This is a genomic window from Candidatus Abyssobacteria bacterium SURF_5 (assembly GCA_003598085.1).
Classification (GTDB): domain Bacteria; phylum Abyssobacteria; class SURF-5; order SURF-5; family SURF-5; genus SURF-5.
Window position 1 is genome coordinate 1 of the sequence record QZKU01000117.1, and the last position, 20887, is coordinate 20887.

At 54.7% G+C, this 20887-nt stretch carries 14 protein-coding genes and 1 other RNA gene; 8 read left to right on the plus strand and 7 right to left on the minus strand.

Features of this window, described 5'->3' with window-relative positions; genetic code table 11:
- Positions 1-220 precede the first annotated feature (220 nt).
- The gene (locus tag C4520_17095) at positions 221-1288 is read right to left on the minus strand and encodes a deoxyhypusine synthase (GenBank protein ID RJP17219.1); all 1068 of its coding nucleotides are present in this window, start codon (positions 1286-1288) and stop codon (positions 221-223) included.
- Positions 1289-1486: 198 nt separating this feature from the next.
- Here C4520_17095 and C4520_17100 point away from each other — a divergent pair, with 198 nt between their 5' ends.
- On the plus strand, positions 1487-3139 hold the full coding sequence (locus tag C4520_17100) for a D-aminoacylase (GenBank protein ID RJP17220.1): 1653 nt from the start codon (positions 1487-1489) through the stop codon (positions 3137-3139).
- 146 nt (positions 3140-3285) lie between these two features.
- On the opposite strand, the gene aroF is transcribed toward C4520_17100, so the two are convergent.
- The 5 genes from aroF to rnpB all read right to left on the minus strand — a co-directional run bounded on the left by aroF (position 3286) and on the right by rnpB (position 9532).
- Positions 3286-4326, minus strand: a complete 1041-nt coding sequence (aroF, locus tag C4520_17105) for a 3-deoxy-7-phosphoheptulonate synthase (GenBank protein ID RJP17221.1) — start codon at positions 4324-4326, stop codon at positions 3286-3288.
- A gap of 311 nt (positions 4327-4637) precedes the next feature.
- Positions 4638-7349 (minus strand): AsmA family protein, encoded by a 2712-nt coding sequence (locus tag C4520_17110; GenBank protein RJP17222.1) that lies wholly within the window; start codon positions 7347-7349, stop codon positions 4638-4640.
- The gene (locus tag C4520_17115) at positions 7333-7800 is read right to left on the minus strand and encodes a CBS domain-containing protein (GenBank protein RJP17223.1); all 468 of its coding nucleotides are present in this window, start codon (positions 7798-7800) and stop codon (positions 7333-7335) included. Before C4520_17115 ends, C4520_17110 begins: the two co-directional genes overlap by 17 nt.
- Positions 7763-8968 (minus strand): cation:proton antiporter, encoded by a 1206-nt coding sequence (locus tag C4520_17120; protein ID RJP17224.1) that lies wholly within the window; start codon positions 8966-8968, stop codon positions 7763-7765. Before C4520_17120 ends, C4520_17115 begins: the two co-directional genes overlap by 38 nt.
- 201 nt (positions 8969-9169) lie before the next feature.
- Positions 9170-9532, minus strand: an RNA gene (gene rnpB, locus C4520_17125) — RNase P RNA component class A.
- Positions 9533-9652: 120 nt separating this feature from the next.
- Between rnpB and C4520_17130 the strand changes: the two genes are divergently transcribed.
- From C4520_17130 to C4520_17150, 5 genes are all read left to right on the plus strand, one after another.
- Positions 9653-10606: an HDOD domain-containing protein gene (locus C4520_17130; GenBank protein RJP17225.1), complete on the plus strand. Its 954-nt coding sequence runs from the start codon at positions 9653-9655 to the stop codon at positions 10604-10606.
- A 17-nt stretch (positions 10607-10623) separates the two neighbouring features.
- Positions 10624-11985: a sigma-54-dependent Fis family transcriptional regulator gene (locus C4520_17135; GenBank protein RJP17226.1), complete on the plus strand. Its 1362-nt coding sequence runs from the start codon at positions 10624-10626 to the stop codon at positions 11983-11985.
- Positions 11986-12111: 126 nt separating this feature from the next.
- Entirely contained in the window at positions 12112-12807 is a 696-nt protein-coding gene (locus tag C4520_17140) for an epoxyqueuosine reductase (GenBank protein ID RJP17227.1), read from the plus strand.
- Positions 12804-13346 carry a hypothetical protein gene (locus C4520_17145; GenBank protein RJP17228.1) on the plus strand — a complete coding sequence of 181 codons (543 nt, stop codon included), beginning with the start codon at positions 12804-12806 and terminating at the stop codon, positions 13344-13346. The genes C4520_17140 and C4520_17145 overlap by 4 nt, the downstream gene beginning before the upstream one ends.
- A 486-nt stretch (positions 13347-13832) precedes the next feature.
- Positions 13833-14618, plus strand: coding sequence for a hypothetical protein (locus C4520_17150; protein RJP17229.1), 786 nt, complete (start codon positions 13833-13835; stop codon positions 14616-14618).
- A 63-nt stretch (positions 14619-14681) separates the two neighbouring features.
- Here the strand turns inward: C4520_17150 and C4520_17155 are convergent, their stop codons facing one another.
- Complete coding sequence (locus C4520_17155; GenBank protein ID RJP17230.1) at positions 14682-16817, minus strand: serine/threonine protein kinase; 2136 nt, start codon at positions 16815-16817, stop codon at positions 14682-14684.
- A gap of 91 nt (positions 16818-16908) precedes the next feature.
- Here C4520_17155 and C4520_17160 point away from each other — a divergent pair, with 91 nt between their 5' ends.
- Together C4520_17160 and C4520_17165 are read left to right on the plus strand one after the other, a co-directional pair.
- Entirely contained in the window at positions 16909-18837 is a 1929-nt protein-coding gene (locus C4520_17160) for an FHA domain-containing protein (protein ID RJP17231.1), read from the plus strand.
- A gap of 289 nt (positions 18838-19126) precedes the next feature.
- The gene (locus C4520_17165) at positions 19127-20818 is read left to right on the plus strand and encodes a hypothetical protein (protein RJP17232.1); all 1692 of its coding nucleotides are present in this window, start codon (positions 19127-19129) and stop codon (positions 20816-20818) included.
- The last annotated feature ends 69 nt before the right edge of the window (positions 20819-20887 follow it).

The following is a 20887-nucleotide window of genomic DNA, read 5'->3' on the forward strand; positions in this document are numbered from 1 at the left end:
TTGCCGAAAGGTTGCTTTCACAACTCCTTTCTAGCAGAAGAGTTCGAAGATGTCCATTCATTTTTACTAAAGATCACCAACTAATTTGGAGAAGAACCAGTTTTGTTTTGGATAATCCGGCCAAAAAGGTCGAGTTCTACGGCTTAAGAGTGCTGTCATCCCCGCGAAAGCAAGAATCCATCTTCATTTCAGCAGTGATTTCTTCTTCTGGCGCTTCTTTTCACGTCCGCTTCCCCAAAGACTCAAGCACGGCTTTAACCAGGATCGGCCAGGCGATCGTCGCATCCGAACGGACTTCCGCAAAGCGCCCGCCTTCTTCGCGCGGAAGAAATTTTCCCCAGGAGACGCCCTCCGTGTACGGACACCCGCTCAGACCGCCCCAGTGGACCGGTTCAGGGCAAATCCTGACGCCGTACTTGAAGCGGGGGATGGAGAATTCAGTGCCCAGCCGCATATTGATGATGTCAAAGAATGGGCCTACCTGCTGCCCCCAATTACGAGGGACGCCTCCGCCGATCGTGAAGATGCCCAGTGTCTTCGCCCGTTGAATGCGGCGAGCGTAATCGAAAAGGTCGAGGAACGGATTGAACGGCGGAACCGAAGTGAAAAACTTGTTGACATCGACCTCATCGCCCTTTTTCGTGCTGAGCGCCAGCGAATGAGTAGCCACATCCAAACCGAGCTCCGAATCGGTGAAGGCGGGGACATAAATGGGAACCCCGCGCCGATATGCAGAAGCAAGAACGCTCGGCTCTTGCCCTTGCTCGACCAGGCGCTTTCCGAACTCTCGATTGATCTCACTCGAGCAGGTCGGCCGGGTCCAGTCGAAATCCTTGAGAACGCTCCGGGTGAATTTCTCGGCCTGCGACAAATTGGCCTCCATCTCAAGGGTGTCGTAGACCCGATTGTATCCCCATTTATAGAGGGTGCTGTCGGGGATTTTGGGATCATGCTTATAATGAACGCCGCCGATGGCTTCGGTCAATCCGTGAGCCATCAGTGCGCCCGTGCTGATCAGGATGTGGATCAGTCCGTTGTCGATCATATCGCACAGAACTTTTCCCATTTTTGCGATGGTCATCGCGCCGGACAAAGTGGCCACAATGGTGCAGGACGGATCCCGCGCCATCTCCATGAAAACCTCGTAAGCTTCTCCCAATTCGCGCCCGCCAAAAGCCGTTTTCGACATTTGGCGAAGTAGATCGGAGAAGGTGCTCACCTTTTGCAGGTCAAGTGTTTCGAGCGGCTCAAGGCCGTCTTCCCGGCCGTCATGCAGCGTCCTATCCACGAATAATCTCCCCTCGGGTTGTGAATGTATCGCAAAAATTTCTCTTTTTCATTGATCACCGGAACCGGTCCGGGCTTGCCTCGGAATTGAGGAAATTCTATAGAAGCTGTCGGCGAGTGTCAAGGTTTGGACGGGAACCCATATACGTGCTAGAATAGCACGCCCCTTTCTTTCCCGGCTTCCCAAAGGAGGAACTTCATGAGTAATACCATACTGATCAAGAATGGAACGGTGATGGACGGCTCCGGCTCGCCCGCCTACAGAGCTGATATTCTGATCGAACAAGACCGCATTGCCGATATCGGATCGTTTCCCAATGCGAACGCCGCGAAAACGATAGACGCGGCAGGTCTCGCAATCGCTCCAGGATTTATCGATGTCCATACCCATCTGGATTTTTTCCTGCCGTGCCGCCGTCATGCCACCGTTCTCGAGAGCTGGGCGCGACAGGGGGTAACCACCATCATTGCCGGCAACTGCGGCCTGAGTCCTGCGCCAATCAACCATGCTTATGAGGAAACGGTCAGCACATACTGGAACTTCTCGCTTCCATACGACGGCCTCTCGTACGAATGGACTACGATGGCGGAGTACCTGAATTTCCTGGAAAGGAACGGGCAGGCCTTCAACACGGCCATCCTCACCGGCCATGGCATGCTCAGAACGAATGTCATGGGATTTCAGGCGCGCTTTGCGAATCCAGACGAGATATCTCAAATGAAGCGTATGCTGAAGGAATCGCTCGAAGGCGGCTCTATCGGTCTGTCGCTCGGCCTCTACTACGTGCCCGGCATCTACTCGAATACCGACGAGATCATGGAGATATCCTCGGTCCTGCGCGACTATCATGCGCCGCTGGTTCCGCATACGCGCGGGATGAGCGAAACATATCCGGAGGCCGTTCAGGAAGTCGTATCGGTTGCCGAGGAGGCGCAGATTCCTTTGCACATCTCTCATTTTGGCAGCTTCGTGCGCGATGACCCATCCGTGCTTGAGCGCGCAATAACGACGGTGAGGGAAGCCGCTCAGCGCGGAGTGAAAATCGGGCATGACTATATTCCCTATTCCACCGGATCGACGGCGCTGATCTCGCTCTTTCCGCCTGAAGTGTTTGACGGCGGATTGGACAAGTTTTTCGCGCGGATCGAGGACCCGGTCGTTCGCCGGCGCATCGTGCACGGCTGGGAAACCGTCGTGCCGGCTTGGCCGAATTGGGAACATAGCTGGTGGACCGATAACCACTACCATAACGCCTTCAGCTCCTGGTCGCTGATCTGCTTGAGCGGGTTCCGCAAAGAAAAGAACACGCAGTTCGAGAACATGAGCGTCGACCAGATCGCCGCCACCTTGAACAGGGATCCGTTCGAAACGGTATTCGATCTTACTTTGGAGGAGGAAGGAAAACTTATTGTGACCGGCGGCGGTTTCGATAATCCAATGGACGACGAGCACATCATGAAGGCTCTGTGCGATCCCGATTGCTCCGTCGCCACCGACATCGTCGGCGCCGACTTCAACTCAATAAATCCGGTCGCCTACGGCGCCTTCACCCGGGTGCTCGGAAGGTTTGCACGCGATGCGGGCGTGATGACGCAGGAAGAAGCCATCCGCAAAATGACCTCGCTTCCCGCCAAACAGATGGGATTGAAGGAACGCGGTTCACTCAAGAAGGGTTTTTACGCCGACATCACGGTTTTCAATCCGAAAACCGTCATCGACCGGGCAACTTTCGGGAATCCATATCAATTCTCGGACGGAATAGAATACGTGCTGATCAACGGAAAGCCGGTTCTGGAGCGCGGAACATACAATGCCGGCGCTTTCGCGGGAAAGGTGCTCAGACGGACATAACGCGCTGACGGCGCGCTTTTGCGGCGTGCCGGTTTTATGACGTTCTTGAGCGGCAGCCGACTCTTGCTGCGCTCGTTGCGGGAATACCGGAAAACGAACATAAAGAGAAGTTGCTAAAGCCTGTAAACACTGTTGCCCCTCTAGCATCAGAGAACAGCCGGGACGGCATCAGTCTGCAGCGTTCTCCCCATCACGCGCACGAAGGGCTCGATCTGATGCATCATCTCTCCGAACTGCTCCATATTTAAGCTTTGCGCGCCGTCGCTCAGAGCCCTGTCCGGGCTTGGATGCACCTCCACCAGCAGACCATCGGCTCCCGCAGCAACCGCAGCGCGAGCCATCGGGATCACCAACTCTCGAACACCCGTTCCATGACTCGGATCAACCACGACCGGCAGGTGCGTCTCCTGCTTCGCAACGGCAACAGCGCTCAGGTCGAGTGTGTTGCGGGTCATCGTTTCAAATGAGCGGATACCGCGCTCGCATAAAATGACGTTCGGGTTTCCGTTTGCAAGCAGGTATTCGGCGGCCATCAGCCACTCTTCAATCGTGCAGGCCATCCCGCGTTTCAACAGGACCGGTTTCTGGCTTTCGGCGACCTTGCAAAGGAGCGCCGTGTTCTGCGCATTTCTCGTTCCGATCTGAATCAGGTCGGCCGACGCGACGACCGCACCGAGATGCGCCTCGGAAAGGAGTTCGGTCACCACCGGCAGACCCGTCAGCTCTCTTGCCCGTTCCAACAAGCGCAGGCCTTCGTTGCCGAGACCCTGGAAACTGTATGGCGAGGTGCGCGGTTTGAAGGCCCCTCCGCGCAGCACATGAGCACCGTGGATCTTGATTCCTTCCGCGGCCTCTAATATCGTTTCCTCTTCCACACAGCACGGCCCCGCCATTACAACGAATGTATCGCCGCCTACCGGGGTTCCGGAAACATCTATGATGCTTGCATGTGGATGAACGAGACGGCTGGCCAGCTTATATTGTTTTGAAATGGGGATTACCGACTCGACGAAATCGAGAGCGGCAAATCCGGCGAGGGCTTCGGCCCATCCATTGGTCTCCACTGCAATCAACAGGGTGCGTTCTTTGCCTCGGGAAATGCGGCAGCGACAGCCTGCCCGGCGGGCTTTTTCGGCAACGCTTTCGATATCGTCCTGCGTGGCCTCTTTTTTCAGTACAATTACCATCGTCCTCACTCCTTCACGCTCTTCTGATCAGACCCGACAGCTTGAATTTTCGCCAAAAAACAAAAAAGGCCGCGGGCTTTTATGCCCGTGGCCTGTTTACTTATCTGTGTGGGGAGCTAATTATTCAAGGCGGACGGGCACAGGACGCCACCAGCTAAAGTAATAAAACCAAAAGTTTCTTACTGCCGGCGTCATCCTGTGACTTTCCTTGAAAAAATGTAACTCCACTCTTTCGAATTTAAACTATTATATCAGCGAATTAGAAAAAGTCAAGTCTTTTTACGGTTTTTGTTGCGTCCGCGGAAATTCTCCTAATATGCCTCCTCCGGTAAACGAATTCCTTCGGGCGCAGGAAGCTGATCTTCCGGCGGGATTTCAGCTTCCTCAGCGGCGGGAGGAACTGTCTCCGGTTCGGCCTCCTCTTCAGGCGCAGGCGGCGGCGCCTCATCTCTTGCGCCTCCGCCAATGAACATGGGATTGACTTCGGGGCTCGAAATTGGGCCGGTAACGGCGAAATCCGTTGAGATTACGGCTTCCTTTGCTCCCTTGAGGATACCTCCAATAAGCGGGATTTCGGCCATGACCGAGGTAAGGGCTCCAAGCGGGGTTGCCGAAACCCGCAAATCCACGGTTTTGCTAATGTAATCTATTTCACCGGTTGCTATTAAATCTATAATGCCGCCGTGGAATCGAAAGTCGTCCACTTGTGCTGTTCCTTCCGCCAGAACAAAATCGCCTTCGATCGTTGTATACGCAACCGAAGTTATGTCCAATGACCTGCCGCCGGTTCTGAACAAGTTGATAACCGTATTGGCAACAACTATTTCGCGCAGCCCGGGTATCAGGACGGTGCCCAAAGGTATCTGGGTAAAGTTGATGATGGTTGTGAGGACGGGAGATTGTTCCACTTTTCCGCCTCTGGCGGTGGCCTCGATGTCCCCCTTCAGTGAACTCAGAGTCTGCTCGTTATTGCCGGCCACCCCCTGTACTGTTACTTTGGCATCAAGGGAGCCGGTCATCTGTCCCGCGATAACATCGAATTGATCCAACATCTCCGCTATCTTCATATCCCTGGCCTCGAGGTTCGCCTTCCATAGAACCTGCTGAGGAGAGGGAGTAAATTCCAGGATTCCTCGCAATTCCCCACTAAAAATAATGACGGAAAAGGGATCAAGAACAAGACTTTCTTCAGGTGATGTTAATGTCGTCGAGAGAGCCCCTGTCTCGATCCCTCTCGTATAAACCGAATCCGCTTCTATTACCAGGTTCAATGCGATATCTTGGAGTAAAGGGGCGCGCGGCTCACCTTCCCGCGTGTCCTCCGTTTCAATGGCAGCCATTATTTTCTCGATGTCCATCCTCTGCGTGCGTAATGTTCCTCGAATAGTGGGTGACGAGAAATCGGTAAGCTCCACATCAAGATTGTATGGAGACTGAGCGAACGAAAATTGTGCGTTTTGAACGCCCACCTCCTGGTCGGCGACCCGCAACTGAGCATTCAGCCCGGTGATCGGCTCCTTCAGCGGGCCCGCCGTGAGCTCGGCATTCCGAAGTGTCACATCCCCCCGATACTGCACTTCGCGGACCGTTTGCGCTTCCTTTGAAATGGTCGCGTCGAATGTCATCTCGCCCTCCGGAAACGCCACGGCCGGAAGCCGGTCCAGCAATCGAAGCGGGAAATCGGCGGCTTCAAAAGTTGCCTCTGCCCATGGCGCTTTCTCCGACCCGAGGCTGCCCTTGCCGCTAACGGAGGAATCTCCCATAGTCAGTTCGAATTCGTCGACGCTCAGCGCCTGACCGAACGAATATCGGCCGGCGGTTGAAAGCGAGCCGGGAGCCTGAATATCTTTTCGCAGGACATTGGGAATGGTGAATCCCGCCCTTTCCAGATTCAGATCAGTGCGAAATACGACTTCTTGTTTTGTGGCCCTTACCGAAATTTCGCCTTCCACCACCCCATCAGGCTCAAGACGGTACGCGAGTGATTCGTCCAATGCGGTAAAAAGCGGCTCCGGTACGATAAGTGTTTCTCCGGAGAACTCGGCAGACCTCTCATCCGACCATAGGTTTGTCGCGGTCCCGGAAAGCGAACCCCTGCTGTTTCCGAAATTTACGATGACGCTGTCGACCCGGAAGGTGCCTGCATCCGCCTCAAGGACGCCTGCCAGAGTACCCTCTGTGGGAATGCCTCTGGTTACGCTTCGATCAAAGGCGTACGTGCCGGTCATACGCACATTGTCCAGCGGACCTTTTCCCTCGGCTGAGAAAGCCGCCACTTGTGCCTTCTCTTCAAGAGCGACTCCTCCCAATTCGGATAGCGGCCCTTCTTTCAAGGCGGTTCCGGAAACTTGCAAATCGATGGTGGGCCGGGGGGCCTGAAGATTCGATATTGTTCCCACGAAATCTGCGCGCAAAGGAGGGAGATATAAAGACGCCGCATCGATCAGCACTTGCCCTCTTCTCAGTCGAACGGTTGCGACTATGCCTTTGATGGCCAAAAGCATGTCCCGGTCTCTTTCAAATATCTGGATAATTCCGTTCCGAATGAAAATCGGACCCAAAGTGACTTCCGCACCGGGTTCCTCCTCCTGCGATTGAGGCTCGACCATTTTCTCAAAGTTCCAGGCGCCGCCCTCGGTTCTCCTTAAATTCACGAGCGGCGACCCAAGCTCGATTCTCGTTATGGGATTCTCATCTCTGAAAAAATTTAACGGATTGATGTGGAGAACAACCTCTCTTGCTCTGAACTCTTGCAGGGAAGTTTCGGGATCGGTGATGACCACCTGACTCATCACCAGCTTCGCAGGCGAGAAATAATCGATCCTCAACCCATAAATTTCCACCTGGTTGTCCAACCGGCGCGCAAGCTGGTTTTGGATGTACTTCCTGATCTGCTCGCGCGGAAAGAAAAGCAGGAGGGCGATAAACAGAATTACAAGGAGGAGGATGCTGAGGAAAATCGCAAAAATGATTCGAAAGACTCTTCTCTTGCCGTCATCCTGTCCATCATCCGGAGGAGTCATAGCGCTCACGCTGCTCGATGCGCTTCTGCGCGCTGATACCTTTGATTAACTCGAAACAATCGAGGTTGCCGATTACTTTATTGTTCTCAACAACGGGAATATCTTCCATATTATGCACCACAGCGATTCTAAGCGCTTGCTCAAGATCGTCATCGGGACCAACCGATTCGGCCTCTCGCATAATATCGGCAGCGGTGATCGCCAAAATCTCATGAAGCACAAAAACCGTCCTCTTCCGAAGATATTTCGCCCCCAATATCTGAAGGACGTCCTTGGTACTGATTACACCGATTAATCTCTCGTCCTGATCGATCACAAAAACGGATCGCGAAGCCGGGTTGCGGGAAATTATCTGGATGATTACCTCGATCGTCGTGTTTGCTGTCACTATATCTACTTCAGGCGTAATTGTCTTAAAATGGTTGCGTACCTTCATGGGGTTCTTCCTCATGGTAGAAGCGGTTAATCGCCCATTTCAATAGAGTCGGGGTAACCAGAATAGTCGCCACCGACATGAATGCGGCCGCGGAAAATGTTTTGTGATCGATAATTCCGCCGTCCAGCCCAAGGTTCGCCACGATCAGGCCAACCTCGCCTCGCGGGATCATCCCAATGCCGATTATAACGGCCGATGACAGGCTCATGCGGGATGCAACGCCGCCGATAATGCCCCCAATTACTTTGGTTGCAATCGCAATTGCGGAAAAAACAAGTGCGAACACAATCGCGCTCCATAACTGGTCCAAATGGACGGACATCCCGATTGATACAAAGAAAATGGGAGCCATAAAGTAATAGATCGGCTCTACCTGCTCCTGGATTGCCGGTCCTTCGGCCGTCTTCCCAAAGATGAGACCGATAAGAAATGCGCCGACAATCGTTGCAAGTCCAGCCAATTGGGCCAAATACGAAAACAGAAAGGTTAAGCCGAGTATCATCACGAACAGGGCGCCCTCTCCTTCCAAACGTCTGAGCCAGCGCGTCAGCGGCGGAACTGCAAACCAGAAGAAGGGGAACACCACAAGCAGATAGAAAGCTCCCTTGGCCACAGTCATGCCGATGCCGTCCTGCCCGCCCGCACCCGTTAACGTCAACACCACGGCCAGCACCAGAAGCCCCGCTATGTCATCTATGACCGCTGCTGCCAGAATGGTTTGCGCTAATTTCGACCGGGTTAAATCCATATCCATTAAAGTCCGGGCCGTTATGGCCACACTGGTCGCGGTCAATATAGCCCCGAAAAACAAGGCCCCTTGCCAGCTTACTCCCATGGCTCTGCCCATAATCCATCCCGCGAGAAACGGAACGGCGATTCCCGCGCCCGCAATAACGGCTGCGCGAGCACCAACCCTTCGCAGATGAGCCACTTTTGTCTCGAGGCCCAGCATAAAGATCATGAAGATAATGCCGATCTCGGCGAAAATCTCCAGAATCGTGGATTCATGAAATAACCCGAAAATGGACGGACCGATGATCACGCCGGCCAATATCTCTCCCAGCATCGGGCTCTGCTTGAGACGGTTGAAAATCTCGCCGCCCAACTTCGCCGCGAGCAAAATGACCGCCAGCTCAAGAATCCATTCGGCCGCTGTTATCCCTTCTTGAGGTATATCTGCCAAATATCTTCTCCTTCACTTTATGCGGGAAACCCCCGTGCGGCCAGTGATCCATGAATCACCAATTCAAGATTTTCATTATACAGGATGATGCGTATCTGAGGAAGAGAAGTGGAAAAAAGTATCCGACCGGTCCGACACGTCGGACACGTCCGACCCGTGGCAAAAAAAGAGGGGAAAACCAGATGGTTTCCCCCTTAAAATTTTTGGAGCGGGCGCGTAAGCCGAGTTCTGTCCGGCCGATTGGCCGTGATGGTCATTCATCTGGGACGCCTGTTACCAGGCGCCTCAAGCGACCTAACCCGGAGGCACACGGAACGGGCCGCTCCATCGCCCCCCTATTTGGTCTTGCTCCGGATGGGGTTTGCCAGGCCGGCGAGTCGCCCCGCCGCCGGTGCGCTCTTACCGCACCTTTTCACCCTTACCACGCCAAGGCGTGGCGGTATCTTTTCTGTTGCACTTTCCTTGGGGTCGCCCCCACTCGCCGTTAGCGAGCATCCCGCCCGGTGGAGCTCGGACTTTCCTCGGATTCCGTTCCTCAGAATCCGCGACCATCCGGCCCACTCCATTTTTCATTATAGCAGATCAGTAAAACCCCCACAAGCGCGCCGTAATGAAAAGTTTCCCCTTTTCTACAACCGGTAAAAGTTTGCCAAACCCCAAGCGCTTGTGGTACAATACGCGAGCATGCGGGCGGAGATAGGGCGAATTTCTCGGGGGAAGCTCGTTCGGGAAATGGCTACGCAGCGAGTGAAAAAAATCCGGCAAGAGGTCAGCCAAATAGGCGCGCTTCCCACTCTTCCCGAGATACCTATGAAGATTCTGAGGCTGGTCGCCGACGAAGAGTCTTCAATGAAGGACATAGCCAAGATCATCGAGACCGACCCTTCCCTCGCCGCGAATATCCTCAAAGTGTCCAATTCGCCCTATTATGGGGTCCGTGAAAGGGTGGGGTCCCTGAAGCTGGCGCTGGCGATCCTGGGGCTCAACGAGATTATCAATATCGTAACCAGCATCTCCATCGTTCGCATGTTTCCCACACCCAAGAGAAAAAGCGGCTTTAATCGCCTCAAATTCTGGCGGCATTCTTTCGGGACGGCGTGCGCCGCTCAAATGCTCGCACGCGAGTTGAAGTTCGATCTGGAAGGCGTTGAATTTGTCGCCGGATTGATTCACGATATCGGAAAATTGGTCATTGACCAATATTTCCACCCCAAGATGAAAGAAATAGAATCTGTTTGCGCGAAAGAAGATCTCGAAGTAAATGAAGCCGAAGTCAAAGTCATGGGGGTCGATCATGCATTGATTGGGTCGTGGCTCGCTGACAGTTGGCACTTGCCGGGAACACTGGTCGATGCCATCGAATACCATCACCGCCCATTGGACGTTCTGACGCTTGCCAGACCGAGCGAACAGCCGTTCCTGACCGCAGTCGTTCATTTGGCCGATATTCTCGCGTCGGAACCCGAGCTAAATTTTACCGAAAGCTCCGCATCTTCTCATTTTTTCGAAGGAAACCTGTCATGGAAAATCATCCTGGCCGAACGGCCCGATCTCGATAGGCAGTCAATTGACGAATTGAAGAACAAATACGAGCTCTATAGGGAAAAAGTAAATGAACTGGTGACGGCGGTTTCCTGAACCCAAAGAAGGGGGAAATGAGACACATACTTGTTATCAGTAAAGACGACGGCTTAAAGGAGCAACTCCTCCGCTCTCTGCAGGATTCACAGGCAAAAATCGACTGGGCCCGCAACTTCGATAGTGCGATGTCGCTCTCAACCGAACTGCAGTACGACGTGGCTTTGCTCGAAGTGCAGCGGTTTGATTCAGCTTCTCGCGAATTCCTCCGCGACTACCTCCAGCAGAGTCCCCAGAGCCTCCTCATTCCTGTTTCGCCCAACGCTCCATTGGACGAAGCGATGGAAGCCATTCGCGCCGGGGCCGCCGACTTTATCCACGAGCCGGCCGATGCCGCGCTCATCAAAAGCCGGATCGAACGGTGCCTCGAGAACCGGCGAATGAAAAACGAGATCAATTTCCTGCGGCACACTCAGCCCCATATCTACAAATTCGATGATATCGTCGGCGTTTCCGCGGCGATGAAAAAGGTGTTCGCACTCCTCAATCGCGTCTCTCCCACCGATGCAACCGTCCTCATTCTCGGCGAAACAGGAACCGGCAAAGAGCTCATTGCCGGAGCCATTCATTTCAACAGTCCGCGCGCGAAAAACAGCTTCGTCAGGGTCAATTGCGCGGCCTTGCCGGAAAACCTCCTCGAAAGCGAGCTGTTCGGTCATGAGAAGGGGGCCTTCACGGGCGCTCATCGCCAGCGCGTCGGGCGCTTTGAACAAGCCGATTCAGGCACCATCTTTCTCGACGAAATCGGAGACATGGGCGCCAGCACCCAGGCCAAAATTCTGCGCGTGCTGCAGGAACACCAGTTCGAGCGCCTTGGCGGCACCCAGACTATCAGCGTCGATGTCCGCGTCATCGCAGCCACCAACAAGGACCTGTCACAATTAATGAATGAGGGAAAGTTTCGGGACGACCTCTTCTATCGCCTCAACGTCGTCACCATCGAACTTGCTCCCCTTCGAGAACGAACCGAAGATGTCGAGCCACTCGTGAACTTCTTCTTGAAAAAATATGCGGGTCAGATAAACAACCAGGTCAACGGCGTCTCCGCCGCGGCCCTCAAGACGCTGAAAGAGTATCACTGGCCGGGAAACATTCGCCAGCTTCAAAACGTAATCGAGCGCGCGGTCATCATGTGCGAGGGCAACAAGGTTCAACCCGAGCACATCGCCCTCTACGACAAAAAACCGCCCCAGAAAAAGGACATCCTGAATATCCCCGATGGCGGCGTCAAACTGGAAGAAGTCGAGCGCCAGCTCATTTGCCAGGCCCTCGAGCGAGCAGGCTGGGTCCAAAAAAACGCGGCCAAACTTCTCGGAATCAGTCCCCGCGTCATCAATTATAAGATTAAAAAGCACGATATCAGGCGGTTCCAGGAATAGACCGGAGGCGTCGCCGCTCCCTGCCGGTTTCCGATCAAAACTGAACGGTCTCCTTCACCCGCCTATTAAATTCCACCGGGGTTGATTGCGGATGCCGCCGCACAAGTTTTCGGCCGTGGAGGCCGCATGATTTCATCGAATCTCATAAAAGAGACGGTCATATCCTTGGGCGCCGATCTGTGCGCCATCGCGCCGGTCGATAGATTCGCAGATGCTCCGACCGGATTCCACCCGCAGGATATCTGCAGCGATTGCAGAAGCGTCTTGGTCTTTGCCAAACGGCTTCCGCTCGCAACCATCTCAGCCAAAAGCTGCATCCCCTACACGTTCGCAAACTCCGCCGTCACCCAGGAAGTGGACCTGCTCACCCTTGAAATCAGCCGGAGCTTGGAGCTGAGCGGGATTGGCGCCGTCCCGATCCCATCAGACGACCCCTACGAGCATTGGGAACCGAATCGATCATACGGCAGGGCCATCCTGTCGCTGCGCCATGCGGGATACCTCGCCGGTCTCGGAATCCTGGGAAAGAACACGCTTCTCATAAACGACAGATACGGAAACATGATTCAGCTCGGAGCGGTGCTGCTCGACGTGGATCTCGCCGGTGACCCGCTTGCAATCTACGAGGCATGCCCGCAATCCTGCCGCCTATGCATCGACTCCTGCCCGGCCGGCGCATTAGACGGGGAGACTGTCAACCAGCACCTTTGCCGGCCGCTGTCAATTTTTAGAAACGAGAAAGGATATCTTCTCAAGAAGTGCTATGAATGCCGCGCAGTCTGCCCGCATTTTGCCGGATTAGAAAACGGGGGTGAAAGATGAAGGCCGCCTTTTCTGTCACTTCGCTGAAAATCGCGTTGGTCCTTCTTATTACGGCAACGCTGGTTTCAGCCTGCGGAAGACAGAAGAAAAGGTATTTTGCACAGGTGACGCCGCTCCTCGAACAGAACGAAGCGGTTGACGGGCGCGTCGCGAAGCTCCCGAAGATTAATGCGTTCAAGGACCCCGACTTCCTCACAAAGCTCGACGGCTACGTCTCTTCAAAACAGAAAATTCTGACGGAGTTGGAGACCATCAAGCCGCCCTTCCTCCTTTCGACTACCCACGCGAAACTGCTTCAGGCAATGGAAAATGGCATTCGCTACCTCCAATCCGAGCGGGAGAAATTTTTGATCGCGGCCGAAAAAATGTCGCAGAACCCGGCTTCGTCCGGAGAGCCGATTGAGATGGAGATCATCCGCGAGTATCAAGCGCAATCGGCCGCATACCAGGCCGATATGAAAGAGCAGCTCATGAAGCAGCAGTATCAGAAACTCTATTATGAAGCGAAGGACGAACTCGAGCGCGCCAAGAAATTTTAGGTCCATTATCAGAGACAGGGTCACCCACTGCTCAAGAAAAATCAAACTGTTCGACATTGCAATGGGAACTCTCAAACCTCCAACGATCGCACTGGGGACTGTCCCAAGCGAAGGGGACTGGCTCCATTTACGGAATTCATGTCTTTTTGAATTCGTAGATACGGGTCTGCAACCCTGGCGCCTGTCCCCGAAGCAACAATCCGAGTTTTACGGCGCACGGGACGACTGGTTCCATTTACGGAATGCGATGGGGACTGTCCCAAGAATTACGGGCCGCGTCTTTTAGGCTGTAGATTCGGGGCTGTCCCCATCGCAAACAACCAGCAATCATCCGACACATTCACTGTACCAGCTTTCTGTCATTCCCGCGAAGCGGGAATCCATCTTCCTCCTGTTGAAAGCGACGCCCCGCTCAACGGAGGAGACTCGTGAAAGTCCACAAGCAAATGCAAAAAGCCTGAGAAGCGATAAGGAGATAAACCTCTCATGGAATTTCAGCACATCAAATATCACAAAAGCGCCTCTGTCGCCACCATCATCTTGAATCGCCCCAAACGGCTGAACGCGCTCATCCACGCCATGATTCGCGAAATGCATGAGGCTCTCCGGGATGCAAGCGAAGACGACGGCGTTCGTGCCGTTGTTCTGAAAGGAGAAGGCCGCGCTTTCTGCTCGGGCGATGACATGACCGAGATGGTCGATCATTTACGCCCGCTCCCGATGCAGGGAAGGGAAGACTTTCGCCCCGAGGGTTATCACAGCCTGGTCATTGCCCTGCGCGAGCTAAGAAAACCGGTCATCGCGGCGGTGCAGGGATACGCTCTTGGAGCCGGCTTCGAGCTGGCGCTTGCATCTGATTTCATCATTGCCGAAGAAAACGCAAAATTCGGCATGGTCCTCATGACCCGCGGAATGGTCGGCGGAACCTACCTGCTTCCGCGGCTCGTGGGTCTGCACCGGGCAACGGAATTGATACTGCTGGGGGAAATGTTCGATGCCCGGCGCGCTGAAGCCCTCGGCTTCATCCATAAAATCGTGTCTGCCGACAAGCTTGAAGAAGAAACCGGTCACCTGGCCGCCCGCCTCGCCGAAGGACCCACGGCCGCCATCGGGATCGCAAAAACGGCGATCCACAGGGGCTTGAGCATGAGTTTACGCGAGGGAATGGAATACCAGGGACTCGCGCTCTCGCTCTCGATCATGACCGACGACTTTCGCGAAGGCGTCCTCGCCTTCGTCGAGAAGCGCAAGCCGAATTACTCTGGAAACTGATAGCCGCATCGAACTATTTTTCTAAAGCCAACAAGAGGAATAACGTGGACGCGGCCACTCATCTCATTTTGCCGTTACGGCGGCAAACGTGCTTTTGGCCGTCCCCGGATTCTCGGTTAGGGGAGGCCAGTCAGGCGCGTTGATCGTTCCACAGTACGCCCACCAGTCGAATATATCCGCCGGAAGATAATGCTTGGGGAATGAGATCGACGCTTGCGCCCCTCGCACTTCCATCTGAAAATCTTTTGGCGATATTTCTATTCCATCTTTGCGCGATCTATCCGACGTCTTGTTCCAACCGACGTTCCAACCGTTGCTGTCAAGGTTGAGAGAGATGAGATATTCGTAGCCGAGGCTCGATTGGCCGGTTCTTATGTCGCGGTCAATATCGGCGAAGAAGACGATGTCAATCCGTCTGTTAGCCATTTCGCCGGGTTCCGGAAAAGCCTCTGCCGTATGAATCGATAAGGTGTAACGTTCCTCACGTAATGCCGCCTCGGCCTGGAGGATGTCCAAATATCGCCGGGAAGCGTCGCCGTGCAGGTTTCCTGCGGGATCGGACACGCCGACACGCTGGGAAGCGTTTTCATCAGGGCTCGCCGGTCGTTCCACGAAGGAGTACTTTTTTCCGTCGACCACGGCGCTCTCCAGGTTGAGAACCTGCCCCGAGTTGTCGATCCTGCGCACCGGACCGATTCCTTTCGCCATCCAGACTTCAAAGGTATATATGTCTGACATCCCGCCGCCGACACTGACAAACTGAGTGAGCGAAACCAGCAAATGCATGCATTCAAGCGGGACGCCGTTCGCCATGGTAATCGTTTCAACTTTATCGAAAACCGTGCTGCAAGCTCCCGACATCGTCGCGATCTGTACGCCTTTCAGGTCGTAAACGGGCGCATTCTGGAGCCTGGTGCTCTTGTGATAGCCCGGAGCGATTTTTCTGTCCATGACGGCTTCCTCCGTGCAGAAAACAGTGGCGACACCATCGGGATTCTGATGCTTCAGCTGCCACCAGCCCGCCACATCGGAAGCCGCCCAAACGACAAGTCCGTCGGAATGTTCCATTCTTGCCGCCATCTTCCCGCATATCTGGTCGAATCCTGCAACACTTTGGGTGAGGATACCGCCATCGGAAGTCCTGAACACCCACTGGTCACCCACGCTCAGCGGGTGGTAATCCTGGATGTCGTAGTGATAAGCTTGAGTTTCGTTTGTCGGGGGATTAGCACTGTCGCGTTTCAACGTGACAAACCCGATGAAAAACAAGAATGTTGTCAGGCAGAGCAGACCGGCCGCATAAAAAAATGTTTTCCGGTTTGCCTGCTTTCGCTCTCTTTGCAGGAGTCTCTCCGTGTCTTCTTTGTACTTGGATTGAAAATCACGAATGGCCTTCAAGAACGCTCGGGCGGAATCGTATCGCTTTTCCTTTTTCTTGTTCATCGACCGCGCGATAATATCGCACAACTGGCGCGGAATCTCAGGATTGAGAGCCTTGATATCGGGAGGGTCTTCATAGATGATCTTGTGCATGAGCGCCATATTGTCCGGAGCCGAAAAGGGCATTCTGCCTGTCAGCATCTCGTAGAAAACGACTCCGAGCGAATAGATATCGGTGCGCGCATCGAGCTCCTCGCCCCGGCATTGCTCCGGCGACATGTACTTGGGAGTGCCAAGAAGCGCTCCCGTCTGCGTGATCTCGGACATATCCGAAACAAGTTTTGCGAGCCCAAAATCCATCACCTTGACTCTGCCCACCTGGTCGATCATGATGTTGGAAGGCTTGATGTCGCGGTGAATGATGTTGCACTTGTGAGCATGCGCCAGCGCCGACGCGGCCTGCACCATTATCTTTAACGCCGCCGGCGGGCTCAAAAAACCTTTCCCATCCAGTATCTCCTTGAGCGACTGTCCCTTGACATATTCCATGCTGAAGAAGTGGATGCCGTCTTCCTCGCCGATGTCGTATATCTGCACGATGTTTTTGTGATCAAGCTGTGCCACGGCCAGAGCTTCCCGGCGAAATCGCTTGACGAAAGAGGCGTCGCGGCTGAGTTCGGGATACAGCGCCTTCAGGGCGACTATGCGGTTGAGCGAGACCTGCCTGGCCTTGTAGACCATTCCCATCCCGCCCCTTCCGAGAATCTTCTCGATCTCGTAGTTGCCGAGGGTTGCCCCGGCGAGTTGACCGATATCCAATAGAGCCAAACTCACATCCTCCAAGCGCCAGACGGTGTCTCATGTCCCGCCGCCCAAGATGATATCATATTGTTAATGTTGACTCAATTGTTTGTTGATTCAACTCCTCTTCGTTGGAATGGAAATTGACAACTTGCTTTGGTATAATGTCTTTCGGTTTACCTTAGAGTTATTGGCGGCGGGACTGATAATGGCGCGGTTGACCGCAATACGAGGCCCTCACAAGGGCGCGTTCTATGACTTGGAACACCCCGAAACGGTAATCGGCCGTTTGCGCACCTGCAGCATCTGTCTGCACGACGCCGCAGTTGGAAGACAGCACGCCAAAATCATCCTGCGCGGCGAAAACGCCTCCGTTGTCGACCTGAAAAGCAAGGCGGGAATATACGTTAACGGGAGAAAAGTTGTCTCCGCCAAGCTTGCCGACGGCGACGTGATCCGCATAGGGAATTCAACATTCTCCTTCTCCACCGACCGAAGCGGGCCGCGAACCACAGAAGAGATGGTGGTGCTTGCGAGCCTCAAAGCCGAGGAGACTGATAGGGCCCGGCTGGCGCTCTCCCGGCAAGCGGCCTCGGAAAAAGGTGAACTGGCTTTCTTGTATGAGGTCGCCGACTCTCTCCTGCCCGAGACGCAGAGCGAGCGTCTGTTGCAAACGATACTCGATCTGCTGTCACGCCGATTTCAACCGGCGGGCGCTCATATCTTCCTTGTGAATTCGAACACCAAAGAACTGGAACTGCATGCTTCCCGGTCCGACTCCGAAGTGCCGCCGATCAGCAGGACAATGGTCGGACAATCGTACGATAATCGGGAAAGCCTGCTGGTTCAGAACGCCCACGCAGACCCGCGTTTTTCCGACGCGCAAAGTGTCCGCCTGTATCAGATTCGTTCAGCAGTCTGTGTGCCGCTGGGCCGGCTCGGCGTCATCAACCTCTGCCACACTTCCACGCGCCGCTCATTCACTCATACCGACTTGACATCGCTGTCCATCATTGCGGCTCTCGCCTCGCCTGCTCTCGAAAAAGCCCTGCATCTCGAGACGGTCGAACAGAAAGTGCAGGAACTAACAAGCATCGTGAAAGGCCAGTACAATATCGTCGGGAAAAGCGCCGCCATCAGAAACGTCTTTGAGCTTATCGGGCGCGCCGCGAAAACCAACTCGACCGTCCTGATCCTGGGCGAGAGCGGAACCGGGAAGGAATTGGTTGCGCGCGCCTTGCACTTCAACAGCGAGCGAAGCGGGAGACCGTTTGTGGCGGTCAATTGCGCCTCGCTGGCGGAAAGCCTGGTCGAAAGCGAATTGTTCGGCCATGAAAAAGGCGCTTTTACCGGGGCGGTCGAAGCCCGGCCGGGGAAATTCGAGCAGGCCGACGGCGGCACCCTGTTCCTTGACGAAATCGGCGAGTTGAGGCCGGCGGTGCAGGCGAAACTCCTGCGGGTGCTCGAGGACGGCGTCGTGCAGCGGATCGGCAGCGTGAAAGACCGCAAGGTTAATGTGCGTCTGCTCGCTGCCAGCAACCGCGACTTGCGGGCGGACGCCGCCAGGGGTATCTTCCGGCAGGACCTGCTCTACAGGCTCGAAGTCATCCAGATACCGATTCCGCCTCTCCGGCGCCGCGTTGAAGACATACCGATGCTCATCGAACATTTCATCGAAATGTTTCGCAACAAATCGAACCGCTGGGTACGGGGCGTCTCTGATGAGGCGCTGCATTCGATGAAGTCGTATTCGTGGCCGGGCAACGTGCGCGAATTGAAGAACGTTATTGAAAGGTGCATGGTCCTCGGAAGGCACGACCGAATCGAAAAGGAGGACGTGCTCCAATTCGGACTAAGCGAATTTGTCGCCCCTCACGCTCAACCAACCAGAACACTCAGTGAAATCGAGAGGGAGCACATCATGAACGTGCTCCGACAGTGCGGCGGCCGTAAAGGAGAGGCTGCGAAACTCCTGGGCATCGACCGCAAGACGCTCTTCCGCAAACTCGAATCATTCGGGTCGGAGCAGAATATCTGACCAGCCGCTCCCGGATATCATTAGTCCTGATACATCCTCTATTCTCCACCTGATCCAGATTCCTAATCCAAAATCTCATGAGGCATCACGCCCCATTTCGCATCGGGCATTCTGCCCCAAAAACCGGAAATCTTGTCTCCTGATTTGCATCAGAAGACTTATAAGTTGCAGCTTCTCCAGTAGTTACATCAGTCGCAGGACTATGGCAAACTGTTTGCTCTTTCCGTCAATTGCTATTGCCCGCCAGGTGTACGCATGAAATGAAGCATCCGGTTCAAATGTCGCGGAAATGTACGAGGAGCCCAGCTGGCTCGCAACAAGGATTGTTCTAAAGAGGGAGGCTATTATGAGAAGGCTGCTGGTTTCAACGGTTTTTGCGTTGGCTGTCCTGTTGTATCAGACATTCGCTCATGGCGACCCTGTCCTCAAGGCCGGCTGGCCGGTGAAGGCAAATGTTCACATTTTCGGCTCGTGTGTCACCGGTGACATAGTCGGTGACGCCAACAAAGAAGTTATTTGCCTGTCGGCTAACCCGGGCTGGTACGACTGGTCCGCCTCCGTTTATGCATGGGATAGATATGGTTCTCCCTTGCCGGGTTTTCCCAAGTATCTCGGGGCAACAGGATGGACTAACTTCGGTCAGGGTTCTCCCGCACTGGCTGATATCGACGGTGACGGATCACTTGAGATAATCGGTTCGGGCGGCGGAAAAATCTACATTCTGAACGGTGATGGAACCTATCAATCAGGATGGCCAATCAACTTAAATACAAATTCCTCGCCTGCAATCAGCGACCTCGATGGAAATGGGAACCTGGACCTCGTCGTCGGCGGGCATGACGGCAAAGTATATGCGTGGAACAGCTCCGGTACAAGCCTTGCCGGTTGGCCGGTCACAACCGCAGGCGAGGTAATATTTGCAACGCCCGCGATCGCCGATATTGATGAAGACGGCAAGCCGGAGGTTGTCATCGGTTCAGCCGACGACTTTGTCTACGTTAGAAACGGCGACGGAACACCGGTGACCGGTTGGCCGAAATCTGCCGGCGCGGATATCAGATCCTCCGCCGCGGTCGGCGATATCGACGATGACGGCGAACTGGAGATCGTGGTCGGTACGAACGGCAATCGGGTCTATGCCTGGGACGCGGACGGGACTCTCGTCAGCGGCTGGCCCGTATCCACAGGAGGCGCGGTGGAATCGTCACCCGCGCTTGGCGATATCGACGGCGACGCCTCGCTCGAGGTCGTTGTCGGATGTTTGGATGACAAAGTCTACGCGTGGAACGGCGATGGTACTGCGGTAATCGGCTGGCCCGTGGCGGCCGGCGGCGACGTCTATTCGTCTCCCGGCCTCGTGGACCTCGACGGCGACAACGCCCTCGAAGTCGCTGTCGGCGTTTACACCGGGACGGTTCGCATTTGGAACGGTGACGGCGGGCTGTTATATGACCTTTCCGAGCCGGGTGCTATTCTCTATAGCTCTCCCGCATTTAATGATATCGACAATGACGGCAGCCTCGAAATGGCTATCGGCGACGAAAGCGGCTGGGTCTACTGCTGGGACTTTGGGGCGGGCACATATGATCCCGCTTTGCTCGCTTGGCCGATGTTCCATCACGATTCATGGCATACCGGCCTGTACGAGGGCGGCTCTCTCTGGTTCATCATCTATCCGGAAAAGCCGTCATATCGTGCGGGAGAAACGCTTAAGGTTTACGTACAGGTCATGAACCCCGGCGCCGGTATTCCCGTCGAAGTCAAAACCTGGATGAAGGACCCGGACGGCTACTTGCAGTCGTTGAAGAAACTGCCCGAAATCGACTTGCCCGCCGTTTTCACGAGTACCTTTCTCATCTATAAACACACGTTCGTAGCCGGCGACCCTGACGGAATATACACGCTGGGCGCGGCTCTGGAGGACCCGATCACGGTGGAGGTCTTCACGCGGGACACCGCCGACTTCACCTTTACGCCATAAAGCCTGCCTGGGCGAAAGAAACTGTGTCCGATAGAAGGCTCCTTTCACTGTCGGAAGCGCGCGGATGCG

Excerpts from the sequence above, each read along its gene's own strand:
- C4520_17115 (RJP17223.1), bottom strand. The coding sequence starts at position 7,800 with ATGAGGAAGAACCCCATGAAGGTACGCAACCATTTTAAGACAATTACG.
- C4520_17110 (RJP17222.1), bottom strand. The coding sequence starts at position 7,349 with ATGACTCCTCCGGATGATGGACAGGATGACGGCAAGAGAAGAGTCTTT.
- C4520_17140 (RJP17227.1), top strand. The coding sequence starts at position 12,112 with ATGATTTCATCGAATCTCATAAAAGAGACGGTCATATCCTTGGGCGCC.
- C4520_17145 (RJP17228.1), top strand. The coding sequence starts at position 12,804 with ATGAAGGCCGCCTTTTCTGTCACTTCGCTGAAAATCGCGTTGGTCCTT.
- C4520_17150 (RJP17229.1), top strand. The coding sequence starts at position 13,833 with ATGGAATTTCAGCACATCAAATATCACAAAAGCGCCTCTGTCGCCACC.
- aroF (RJP17221.1), bottom strand. The coding sequence starts at position 4,326 with ATGGTAATTGTACTGAAAAAAGAGGCCACGCAGGACGATATCGAAAGC.
- C4520_17135 (RJP17226.1), top strand. The coding sequence starts at position 10,624 with ATGAGACACATACTTGTTATCAGTAAAGACGACGGCTTAAAGGAGCAA.
- C4520_17130 (RJP17225.1), top strand. The coding sequence starts at position 9,653 with ATGCGGGCGGAGATAGGGCGAATTTCTCGGGGGAAGCTCGTTCGGGAA.
- C4520_17165 (RJP17232.1), top strand. The coding sequence starts at position 19,127 with ATGTACGAGGAGCCCAGCTGGCTCGCAACAAGGATTGTTCTAAAGAGG.
- C4520_17100 (RJP17220.1), top strand. The coding sequence starts at position 1,487 with ATGAGTAATACCATACTGATCAAGAATGGAACGGTGATGGACGGCTCC.